General features: G+C 55.5%; 10 protein-coding genes, 2 tRNA genes and 1 pseudogene. 5 read left to right on the forward strand and 8 right to left on the reverse strand.

The features are described from left to right. Positions 1-31: 31 nt before the first annotated feature. Positions 32-2,179 carry a fatty acid oxidation complex subunit alpha FadB gene (gene fadB / locus ABNF92_RS01830; protein ID WP_153634638.1) on the reverse strand — a complete coding sequence of 716 codons (2,148 nt, stop codon included), beginning with the start codon at positions 2,177-2,179 and terminating at the stop codon, positions 32-34. 435 nt (positions 2,180-2,614) lie between these two features. Between fadB and ABNF92_RS01835 the strand changes: the two genes are divergently transcribed. Next, the gene (locus ABNF92_RS01835) at positions 2,615-3,433 is read left to right on the forward strand and encodes a hypothetical protein (protein WP_069185003.1); all 819 of its coding nucleotides are present in this window, start codon (positions 2,615-2,617) and stop codon (positions 3,431-3,433) included. Positions 3,434-3,587: 154 nt separating this feature from the next. After that, positions 3,588-4,019, forward strand: a complete 432-nt coding sequence (locus ABNF92_RS01840; RefSeq protein ID WP_069185002.1) for a universal stress protein — start codon at positions 3,588-3,590, stop codon at positions 4,017-4,019. Positions 4,020-4,078: 59 nt separating this feature from the next. Here ABNF92_RS01840 and ABNF92_RS01845 read toward each other — a convergent pair whose 3' ends face one another. The 6 genes from ABNF92_RS01845 to ABNF92_RS01870 form a co-directional block, all read right to left on the reverse strand. Next, on the reverse strand, positions 4,079-4,747 hold the full coding sequence (locus ABNF92_RS01845; RefSeq protein WP_349343284.1) for a hypothetical protein: 669 nt from the start codon (positions 4,745-4,747) through the stop codon (positions 4,079-4,081). Then, complete coding sequence (locus ABNF92_RS01850) at positions 4,744-6,696, reverse strand: ATP-binding cassette domain-containing protein (protein WP_349343285.1); 1,953 nt, start codon at positions 6,694-6,696, stop codon at positions 4,744-4,746. Before ABNF92_RS01850 ends, ABNF92_RS01845 begins: the two co-directional genes overlap by 4 nt. A gap of 8 nt (positions 6,697-6,704) precedes the next feature. Beyond that, positions 6,705-7,499: an MOSC domain-containing protein gene (locus ABNF92_RS01855; protein ID WP_349343286.1), complete on the reverse strand. Its 795-nt coding sequence runs from the start codon at positions 7,497-7,499 to the stop codon at positions 6,705-6,707. Positions 7,500-7,634: 135 nt separating this feature from the next. After that, positions 7,635-7,710: transfer RNA gene (locus ABNF92_RS01860), tRNA-Gly, on the reverse strand. Between the two features lie 58 nt (positions 7,711-7,768). Beyond that, the gene (locus tag ABNF92_RS01865) at positions 7,769-8,485 is read right to left on the reverse strand and encodes a murein L,D-transpeptidase catalytic domain family protein (RefSeq protein ID WP_349343287.1); all 717 of its coding nucleotides are present in this window, start codon (positions 8,483-8,485) and stop codon (positions 7,769-7,771) included. A 146-nt stretch (positions 8,486-8,631) separates the two neighbouring features. Continuing rightward, entirely contained in the window at positions 8,632-9,234 is a 603-nt protein-coding gene (locus tag ABNF92_RS01870) for a DUF924 family protein (protein ID WP_069184998.1), read from the reverse strand. Between the two features lie 132 nt (positions 9,235-9,366). Here ABNF92_RS01870 and ABNF92_RS01875 point away from each other — a divergent pair, with 132 nt between their 5' ends. From ABNF92_RS01875 to ABNF92_RS01885, 3 genes are all read left to right on the forward strand, one after another. Beyond that, positions 9,367-9,741 (forward strand): CbiX/SirB N-terminal domain-containing protein, encoded by a 375-nt coding sequence (locus ABNF92_RS01875; protein ID WP_222464359.1) that lies wholly within the window; start codon positions 9,367-9,369, stop codon positions 9,739-9,741. A gap of 50 nt (positions 9,742-9,791) precedes the next feature. Beyond that, positions 9,792-10,709, forward strand: coding sequence for a TIGR01777 family oxidoreductase (locus tag ABNF92_RS01880; RefSeq protein WP_349343288.1), 918 nt, complete (start codon positions 9,792-9,794; stop codon positions 10,707-10,709). Between the two features lie 99 nt (positions 10,710-10,808). Further along, a tRNA-Glu gene (locus ABNF92_RS01885) sits at positions 10,809-10,884 on the forward strand. 110 nt (positions 10,885-10,994) lie between these two features. On the opposite strand, the pseudogene ccoM reads toward ABNF92_RS01885, so the two are convergent. After that, positions 10,995-11,087: pseudogene (ccoM, locus tag ABNF92_RS01890) on the reverse strand (cytochrome c oxidase subunit CcoM); the annotation flags it as partial. Positions 11,088-11,217 lie beyond the last annotated feature (130 nt).

The raw sequence follows: 11,217 nt of genomic DNA on the forward strand, positions 1-11,217 counted from the left end.
ATCTTTCTCCGTTCGGAAATCTCGTTCAGGGTTAGCCAAAGAACTTTTTGCCAGTCTTGGCCATTTCACGCAGCTTCTCGGTCGGGTGATAAAGAGGACCAAGGTCTGCAAACTTGTCTGCCAGTTCGACGAACTTGTCTACACCCATATCGTCGATATAGCGCAGGGCACCGCCACGGAACGGCGGGAAGCCGATACCGAAAATCAGGCCCATATCAGCATCTGCCGGATCTTCGACAATGCCGTCTTCCAGGCAGCGAACGGTTTCCAGACACAGAGGAATCATCATACGGGCGATGATGTCTTCTTCGCTGAATTCGTTCTTACCCTGAACAACCGGCTCGAGCAGCTTGTAGGTCTCTTCGTCGACAACCTTCTTCTGCTTGCCCTTGCGGTCCAGTTCATACTTGTAGAAGCCCTTGTCGTTCTTCTGTCCGTAACGGTTGTTATCGAACATCACGTCAATGGCGGTTGTACCTTCGTGCTTCATGCGGTCCGGGAAGCCGTCTGCCATCACTTCACCGGCGTGCTTGCCGGTATCCATGCCGACAACGTCCAGCAGGTAGGCAGGGCCCATCGGCCAGCCGAACTTTTCCATAACCTTGTCAACGTGCTGGAAGTCAGCACCGTCACGCACCAGGCCGATAAAGCCGCCGAAGTACGGGAACAGAACGCGGTTAACCAGGAAGCCCGGGCAATCGTTAACAACGATCGGGGTCTTGCCCATGGCTTTGGCGTAAGCCACGGTGGTCGCGATTGCACGATCACTGGTCTTTTCGCCACGGATTACCTCAACCAGCGGCATCATGTGTACCGGGTTGAAGAAATGCATGCCGCAGAAGTTTTCCGGACGCTTCAGGTTCTTCGCCAGCAGATCGATAGAAATCGTCGAGGTGTTGGAGGTCAGGATAGTGTCCTCACGAACCGCATCTTCGGTTTCACGAAGAACCGCGTCTTTCACCTTCGGATTCTCAACCACGGCTTCTACAACCAGGTCGACGTTCTTGAAGTCACCGTAGTTCAGGGTCGGCGTGATGCTGTTAAGCACGTCAGCCATCTGATCGGGCTTCATCTTGCCCTTCTCGACCCGTTTGGTCAGAAGCTTCTTGGCTTCCTTCAGGCCCAGGGCGATACCGTCCTGGTTGATGTCCTTCATGATGATCGGCGTGCCTTTCAGGGCGGACTGGAACGCAACGCCACCACCCATGATACCGGCGCCGAGTACGGCGGCCAGGTTCACGTCATTGGCTTCTTTTTCCCAGGCCTTGGCCTTCTTCTTGAGCTCCTGATCGTTCAGGAACAGGCCAACCAGGCAAGCCGCAACGTTGGTCTTGGCCATCTTGGCGAAGCCTTTGGCCTCTACCTCGATTGCCTTGTCACGGGTCATACCGGCATGCTTCTGCATGACCTTGATGGCCTCGACCGGCGCCGGGTAATTCTTGCCAGCCTTGCCGGCCACGAATGCCTTGGAGATCTCGAATGCCATCATGCTTTCCATGGCATTAAGCTTGATCTTGCCCTTCTTCTCTTCGCGACGAGCTTCGTAATCCAGCTTGCCTTCGTTGCACTGGTTAATAATGCCAACCGCTGCATCCACAAGCTTGTCGGACTCGAGCACAGCATCCACAGCGCCGACTTTCAGTGCCGCATCTGCACGGTTCTCGGTGCCGCCACTGATCCACTCAACGGCGTTGTCGACACCTACCAGACGGGACAGACGCACGGTACCGCCGAAGCCAGGGAAGATGCCCAGTTTCACTTCCGGAAGACCAACCTTGGCCTTCTTGTCCATCACCCGGTAGTCGGTCGCCAGGCACATCTCGAAACCGCCACCCAGGGCCATACCGTTGATCGCGGTAACGGTGGGGAACGGCAGATCTTCAACAGCGTTGAAGACTTCGTTGGCCTTGAGGTTGTTGGCTACCAGATCCTCTTCCGAGCCCGCAAACAGCTCGGTGAATTCGGTAATATCGGCACCAACAATGAAGCTGTCCTTGGAGCTGGTCACTACCAGGCCCTTCAGGTTCTTCTGCGCTTTAAGTGCGTCAGTCGCGGCGCGGAGCTCTTCAATAGTAAGACGGTTGAACTTGTTCACTGACTCGCCCTGCAAGTCGAAGTTCAACTGAGCGATCCCGCCTTCGATCTCTTTAACCGTGATGGCTTTACCTTCGTAAATCATCAACTGATCTCCAGTCTGTGTTTGGAACTGCTTCCAGCCGAGCGGTGCTTTTGGTTTACCGGCGCGGCTGTTTGTGCAGCGAGATTTCGGTCACTGCCCGATCATCCGATCCAAAAATTCATACAGTCGTTTGAATCGTGAGGGCACACGATGAAAAAAAACGGCGCGTTTGTCAATTTGTTTCTTTCGGGAGGGTTGCAAAAGTCCCCAAAATGCCGGGGGCAACCGAAGAAATTGGAGCGGAATTGTTATGTTTCAGTGAACTGGAAGCCACTGCTCAGGGAAATTAGGAGCTTCATCACGCAAATTTCAAAGTTATTTACATTTACGGGCGACAACGCCGCCAAAACTGCTTGATTGGCTGACGCAGTTACTTTACCTTCGATCTACGACTTTGGTCCACAATAATAAAACCGCATTACGGAGACCCATCCGATGAAAGACGCCAACCCGCGGATACGCTCCCTCGTAGCCGTATTTATTTTCCTTGCACTGACGTCCATGGGCGCCCGCGCCCAGGATAGCGCCGACGGATTTCTCTCCGATCTTCATAATTTCCGGGTCAGCAATTACGTAGCTCTGGATGCTTACTACCGTTTCAGTGGAACCGGGGACACCGACACCCTGAACGAGATCGTACAGGGCATCAACTCGGCCAATGACTCCATGAACTCCGTTGCTGGCAGCGACTCGGGAGTACTTTCGGCCGAGGAGCTGGAGGGGCTGAATCAGGAATTCGACAAGTTCAAGAACCTGATGCGCGACAATATCAACGATGTGCGTAATCAGGGTTATCCGGATCTGCGCCTCGTCTCAGATATGGCCAACCAGGCGCTGACCATGAACGAAAAAGCCACCGAGCTTTACCGGGTGGCACAGGAGAGCTCCCAGACCGACACCAATCCGAGGGTTGAAGCGGCCCGGTCGGCTGCCGTAAAGATGGCCCAGATGATGGCCAAGTACTCGGTCAGGACCAACTCCTCGGTTGCCCAGACCTTCCAGGGTTCTTCCACCGAAACCCCGCTGGACGAGCAGGCCCGGGAGCTGGACGAATTGCTGGCTTCGGTCAAAAAGGGCGAGGGAACACAAGAACTGAAAGCGGTAATTGACGACATCTCATCCAAGTGGCAATTCATTCGCGGATCCTACATCAACTACAACGAAAACAACGTGGGTTTTGTGATCGACCGGTATTCCAAGGGCATCCTCAAGGGCCTGGCCACAACCATTGAACTTCTTCAGGGTAACGCCTGAACACCTACCCCGTTTTCTGGCAGGCGTAATTGCCTGCCAGAAAAGCAGTTTTCCGCTTCTGTTTTTGATACCCGTCAGTTTCCCGCTAGACTTTCCCGACCGAATTTAAGGTACTATCCTCAGAACAATACCCCGTGTGCGAAGGAGCGAAACGATGTCTGCCTATAAAAAGATGCTTGTTGCCATTGATCTCACTGAAGAGGCGCCTCAGGTGCTGGACAAGGCAAAGGCCGTGAGCGAAGCCCATGGTGCCGAGCTGATGCTGGTCCACGTGGTTGAGCCGGTCGGGTATGCCTATGGTGGTGACATCCCGATGGACCTGACGGAACTGCAGGATCAGCTCGACAAAGCGGCGCGCGAGCAGTTGGGAACCTACGGGGATCAGTACGGCGTCGCAAAGAACAATCAGGTAGTGACGGTCGGTCGCCCGGAATCAGAAATTCACCGGCTCGCCAAGGAGCAGGAAGTGGATCTGGTGATCGTCGGCAGTCATGGGCGAAAGGGTTTCCAGCTGTTGCTGGGCTCAACCGCCAACGGGGTCCTTCATGGAACCGAATGCGATGTTCTGGCCGTTCGAATCCACTAACGGTTCGTAAATAGAAGGCCCGGGTCTTACCCCGGGCCTTCTCAATGGGACAGCGGTTATCAGGCTCCCTCCCCGCCCATCTTAGCCTCCAGTTTGCGCAGCTGGCTTTCCAACGAAAAGCTGACGCTTGAGGCCATTGAAAAGAAGTTCAGCAGCGCCTTCAGGTTGCTGTCTCCCTTGCAGACCGAGTGGATACGCTGCCACAGGGCCTGGTTAACCAGTTGCAGCCGCTGATTCCTCTCCACAAGCCCTTTCAGCTCCCAGTCCGGGGTCTGGTGATTCCGTTTCGAAAAATACTGCTGCAACAGGTAGTGGGAAACACTGCGCATGATGAATTCGTCGGTATTTGCAAACGGCAGGTGATGAACAGCCATCGGCTTGAGCTCTGACAGCACCGGACACCCGCTGGTCGCCATCTTCAATCCAAGCAGCGAACGGAGCGCCTCCTCCAGGGCAGTCTGCTTCACATAGCTGCGGCGGTCATCCGTTACCTTTACTTCAATCTTCTGATAGGCGTCCTCATCCCGGAAGGCCTCTACAACAGGCAATATTTCTGTTGCTGCCGGGCAGTGAGGAGATTCCGACGCTTTCAGCGGGCAGTTGCTACACTGGCAATGCTCCAGTTTTGTCCATGAGGGCAGCGAGCCCGAGGGCCGGGACGGTTTGTCCGTTACTTTGAATTCTACAGTACGGCCGTCCTGAAACTTGAAATCGTAGTGTACGTTCATTGGTTTGCCTGTTCTTCCAGCTCCATCCACCGCTCAATGACCTGCTCCAGACGGCTTTCCTTTTCCGTCAGTGCTTCCAGAGTGGCCGAGACTTCATCCGGTGGGCCTGAATAAAAATCAGCCTGGGAAATTCTTTCCTGCAGGCCGGCGACTTCCTGCTCGAGTGCCTCGATCTGCCCTGGCAACTGCTCGAGCTCCAGTTTGAGCTTGTAGCTCAGCTTAACGGGTTTGCTTTTCTGGGGCTGCCCTCCCCCTTTTTCGCCATCCTCAGCTTTCGGTGATTCGGCCTTGCCGGTATCGCCAGGGCTTTTACCGGTTTTATCCTGCTTGTCCGGCCGATTGCCGGTCGCTTCCGATGGGAAACAACCGCCCTGCCGACGCCAATCGGTATAGCCACCGACGAACTCACGCACTTTGCCCGATCCATCGAGGAAAACCGTTTCGGTGATCACATTATCAAGAAACTCACGGTCGTGACTGATCACAATCACGGTGCCGGCAAATTCCGCCAGCTGTTCCTCCAGCAACTCCAGCGTTTCCACATCAAGATCGTTGGTTGGCTCATCAAGCACCAGGATATTGGCGGGCTTGCTAAACAGCTTCGCCAGCAGCAGCCGGGCGCGCTCCCCCCCGGAAAAGACGCTTACCGGCGATCTGGCGCGTTCCGGGGTAAACAGGAACTCCTGCAAATAGCCGAGCACATGCTTGCTTTGGCCATTGATTTCGATGAACTCCCGACCCTCGGACAGGTTATCCAGTGCGTTCCGTGACAGATCCAGCTCACCTCGCAACTGATCAAAGTAGGCAACCTGAAGATTGGTTCCCAGACGAATGGAACCCTCGGTTGGTTCCAAATCTCCCAACAGGAGTCGCACCAGGGTAGTCTTGCCCGTGCCATTCTCGCCAACGAGCCCGATCTTGTCCCCTCGCAGGATGGTAAGGTTCATATCTCGGATTACCGGGCTGCCACCCGGATAGGCAAAGCCCGCGTCCCTGGTTTCGACCACCAGCTTACCGGAACGCGCCGCGTCCTCCACCGAAAAGCTCGCAGTGCCACCCCGAACCCGGCGCTGCCGGTGTTCTTCGCGCATGGCTTTCAGGGCCCGAACACGCCCCATATTACGGGTCCTGCGGGCCTTGATACCCTGCCGAATCCAGGCCTCTTCCTGCTTCAGACGCTTGTCGAATAAGGCATTCTGCCGCTCTTCTTCTTCCAGCGCCTTTTCTTTCAGATCGAGGTAGCGATCATAGGTGGCGGCAAAGCTCACCAGCTTGCCCCGGTCGAGCTCCACAATCCGAGTCGCCATACGACGGATAAACGCACGATCATGGCTGACGAACAACATGGCGCCGCGGAATTGCCCAAGAGCCTCTTCCAGCCAGGCAATGGCGGGTACATCCAGATGGTTTGTGGGCTCATCCAGCAACAGTATTTCCGGATCGGCAACCAGCGCCTTGGCCAGCAAAACCCGGCGCTGCCAACCGCCGGACAGGGTATTCAGTGTCTGGTCCGGGTCGACGCCGTACTGTCCAAGAATGGTGGTAACTTTCTGATCGAGGCGCCAGCCATCCAGTGCCTCCAGGCGCTCTTGAACCTTCATCAGCCGGTCGAGACTCGCCTCATCGGCCTGCTGGGACAGTTGATGGAATTCAGCGAGCAACTGGCCCGTTTCCGGAAAGGCGCCAGCGACCACTTCATAGGCGGTACGGGAGTCTTCCGAAGGCAGGTTCTGCGGAAGTACTGCCAGAACAGCGCCGTCGTCGAGACGCACCACGCCACCGTCGGGTACCACTTCCCCACTGACAATCTTGAGCAGCGTGGATTTTCCCTCGCCGTTGCGCCCCAGCAAACATACGCGCTCGCCGGCATCAATGACCAGGGAGGCCTGATCCAGCAACGGATGCATTCCATAAGCCAGGGATACTGAGTCCAGCGTTAACAGTGGCACGTTTGGTTCTACTCCGATTTATTGACAGTTACGGGATCACCCACCCGAATAATGCCCGGTGATTCGTGAATGGCGTTCTGGCCAAAGATGACGCCCTCCTGGGTTCTCCGATAGCCCGAGAGCGTCCTGAGTGGTTGCAGGGCAGCATCCTTCTGGCCCGTCGAGGGATCCACGGTGGTCATGACACAGCGCGAACAGGGTTTGACCACATTCAGGCGGTTGGCGCCGATGTTCAGGCTCTGCCAGTGGTCTTCCTCCCAGGCCTCAGCACCCTCAACCACTATGTTAGGACGGAACCTGCGCATCTCTACTGGTGCGTCGAGCCGGTTATTCAGCTCTGCCAGGGAGGCGGTATTGGTCACCAGAAACGGGAACCCGTCAGCGAAGCCCACCCGCCGATATTCATCAACCCGGCCCGCATCAACACGGCGAAAGGAACTGTCCGGCATAAAGACCAGGCGAACGGGCTTGCCGCAGAAGCGGCTCAGGGCGTCGTTTGCCTCCGACAAACCCCTCTGGGCCTTCACCCAGTCTCGCCAGACCAGAACCCGAACCTCTTCCTCTGTGGCAGTCAGGACAAACTCGCCCTCATCGGGAATACTGATGACCACCCGGTCATCATCCAGACGGGTTCCCACCCGGGCGAGTTCCGGATGCTCTCTCTGGGTAATAAACCGCCGATCATCATCGACGATCATCCACCGGCGATCCCCAACAGGCCCGAAATCATCGGTATTGAAACAGGACACTTCAATGCCAGACAGGGATTTGACGGGGTACACGAACAGCGAATGGACCTTCATGACGGGCAGCCTCCCCCAAAGAATCAGGATACGCAACAGGCTGCTGAGTATACCTGACCACACACCCTGGCGCCGAGTTTGGCGGTGCCCGAAAACGAAAAAACCCGGTCCTTTTCAGGACCGGGTTTTTGAATCTGGAGCGGGAAACGAGATTCGAACTCGCGACCCCAACCTTGGCAAGGTTGTGCTCTACCAACTGAGCTATTCCCGCAATGCTGATCGGCTGTAACCGACAACGGAGGCGTATTCTACGGATCCCGACGAAGGCGTCAACCACTTTTTTTCAGGTTTTTTCCAGCCAGCGTTTTGTTGTCGCATTTCAGGAACCCGGAACTGTGCAGCCACTCCTGGTCGGGATAGTACTTGAACACCAATTGCCCGCCCTTCAGGTTGTCTACCACCCGTTTGACGATCTGGTTATCCACGGCCGGGCACCCGTGGCTTCGCCCGATGCGGCCGTATTTACTGATCCAGTCATCATTCACGTAGTCGGCGCCATGAATCACGATGGCACGCTGCCTGGCAAGATCATTGATCCCCGGCTCAAGACCATCGAGCCTGAGCGAGTAACCGTGTTTTCCGAAGTAGGATTCCCGGGCCTGGAAAAGGCCGATGCTGGACTGATGGCTGCCCTCTACGTTGGAGAAAGCAGTCGATTCAAAATTCCCGGAGTTCTTGCCGTGTGCAACAAGATCACGCAACAGCAACTCTTCCTTCTCCAGGTCAAAGATCCACAGCCTCTCCTGACTGGAGGGCAAGGAGAAATCGATAACCGCCAGGCGCTCGGGCATTTGAACGCCGTTGGACACAGCGCAACGGGAAGCATTGATCGCTGTCTTGAGAACCACTTTGTCAATTTTCGGCGCGACTTCACTGAGGCGATCAAGAAGTTGCTCGTCAAGCGAAGCGCCAAACGATGAAAAAGGTAGCGCAGCACACACGGCCAAAAACAGCCCTGCAGTCGAAAAACGCCGCGTTCTATGCATTACATATCCCCGATAACTTAATGGAAAGCCCAATGTTGTCTTGCGGGCCTGTCACAATTCAGTGTTGCGCATTTTATCAGGGAAAATTGCCAACCCCGTCAGAATGTACGTTTTTTATACAAAACTTTAAGGAAACTGCGATCATCTTACTGACCGAACCGTCGCCCACCTTCCAGATAATTCTGCTCCTCTGGTGTTGAGGTCCTGCCCAGGGCCTTGTTGCGGTGGGGGAAACGGCCGTACTGCTGGATTATGGCCCGATGATCCCGGGCGGACTGCAGAAAACTGCCCATGAAATCGGCAAGAATACCTTGGGTCGACCGTGCAAGCTGTTCATAACATTCCACGGACATATCCTGATCTTCCTTGAGCTCGGAATGCTGCAGGGGCATATACAGAAACGCCCGGTGGACCGGTGCGAGCATCATATCCTGCCCCTTCTGCATCGCTTGCCGGCAAAGCTTTCGGGCCTGTCGGTCCTGATCGAAGGCCATGGCACCGCCACGGAATATATTCCGGGAAAACTGATCGAGCAGGATGATCTCCGCGAGTATCCCGCCGGCCTCACTTCGCCAGTGGTCGAGACCCTGCTCGGAGGCGAAGAGCACCATCGACAGGAAACGCCGACGGATTTCCTGGTCGAACCGTCGATCCGATCGGAACCACTTGTTCCGATGGTCACTGTCCGGCAGTCCATGTTCGTCCAACTCGCCAAACCAGAAATCCAGAATCTCTTTCCAATCGAACATTCACCGTCACCCTGTTACTTTAAATAGTGCCGGAGATATTGCCGGAGGCCGGAGATAGTACCGAGCCCCACCCGAGGCCGGCATCCCGGACTTACGACAGGCCCCGTAAAATTGACTACTTCAGGAGCGGCAATGAACAGCCCCCGCATTATTCTGTTGGCCCATGGAAGCAGTGACAAGCGCTGGTGTGAGACCTTTGAAAAGCTTGCAGCTCCAACCCTCGCCTCTGTCGACAACGCGCGCGTTGCCTACATGGAACTCGCCGAACCATCCATAGACACCGTTGTAGGAGAAGGTGTTGCGGAAGGAGCCACCGAATTTACCATCATCCCCCTGTTCCTTGCTGCTGGGCGACACTTGCGCAAGGACGTTCCCGCGATGATTGAAGACCTCGAGAAAGAGCATGGCGCAACCATCCAGCTCGCGCCTCCAATCGGAGAAAATCCCCTGTTGGGACAGGCGATCCGGGATGTTGTTATGCTTCAACTGGAACAGACGCCAGCCTGAGTCGGGCTTTTGCAAACAAATGCGGCCATTAGACGACAGGAGCAACAAAAATGTCGAAAAGGATTCTGATTACCGGCGGCACCGGGTTTATAGGTCATGTTCTGTGTCGCGAATTGCTGGCACGGGACTACGAGCTGACGGTTTTCAGCCGGCAACCTCCGGAAACGGTGAAGTCCAGTTGCGGCCGGGTTGAAGCAGTCAGCGACCTCCAGCAGCTTCGTTCCCACTCGGGATACGATGCTGTTATCAATCTTGCCGGTGAAGGCATCGCAGACAAGCGTTGGTCTGAGGCTCGCAAGCAGGAACTGCGGGACAGCCGTATCGGTGTAACGGAAACGCTGGTTGAAGTCATCCGCAGTTGGGAGCGGGCGCCGAAGGTGTTGGTCTCGGGATCAGCCGTGGGCTTTTACGGGGATCAGGGAGCCGCGACGGTCACTGAAGACACCAATCCAAATGATGAATTTACTCACCGCTTATGCCGCGACTGGGAAAATGCCGCCAAACCTCTCGCCGACGATGGCGTGAGGGTCTGCTTTTCAAGGACCGGAGTGGTAGCAGGCCCGGGCGGTGGTTTTCTGGAACGAATGATACTGCCCTTCAAACTTGGACTTGGCGGGCGCCTGGGAAGCGGTACACAGTACATGCCCTGGATACACCGAGATGACGTCGTCGGGGCCCTAATCTGGATGATGGAAAACCCGAACGCGTCTGGTCCATTCAATGTGGTGAGCCCTAACCCGGCAACCAACGCAGAATTCACCCGAACTCTCGGGAAGGTTTTGCATCGCCCCACCCTTTTCCCGGCGCCCGCACCGGTACTCAAGGTTGCGCTGGGAGAAATGGCGCGCCTCCTGCTCACCGGACAAAAAGCGATTCCAGAGAGGCTTACACAGGAAAAATTTGAATTCCGGTATCCAGACCTTGAACAGGCCCTTTCTCAATCCGTCTCTCCGGGGTCATCCCGATGAGACGGAGTACGAACTTTTTTCACAAAAGGCGTTGACACTGCTCTGAGCCTTACTTAATATACGCGCCACCTCGACGAGGCAAGGTGTTGAAAACGTTGCGTCCCCTTCGTCTAGTGGCCTAGGACTCCGCCCTTTCACGGCGGCAACAGGGGTTCGAACCCCCTAGGGGACGCCAATTTTTCTGCCTTGATGTGTCAGGGAAACAAATGTTTCCCCATGACACGGTCAGACCGGTTTATGGCCGTGCTTCCCTTCTTTTCTGTCCTGGTGTCCGTGCTCCTTCTGATCTTTCATCACGAAGATGCCCACACCAACGAAAAAGCCAACCATCAGCAGTACAGTCGCAATACCCGCGATAACAACGGCGTCCATATACATTTTGCTTCTCCTTCCGGCAATTAACTTGATTAAACTCAGGTTACGCCCGGCACGCCCGCAAGGTATTGATCCAGGTCAACGTATTTGTCAGGCTCCAAGTACGCATAAATACTGAACCACAACACATTTC

This window comes from Marinobacter sp. MMG032 (genome assembly GCF_040112695.1).
Lineage (GTDB): Bacteria > Pseudomonadota > Gammaproteobacteria > Pseudomonadales > Oleiphilaceae > Marinobacter > Marinobacter salsuginis.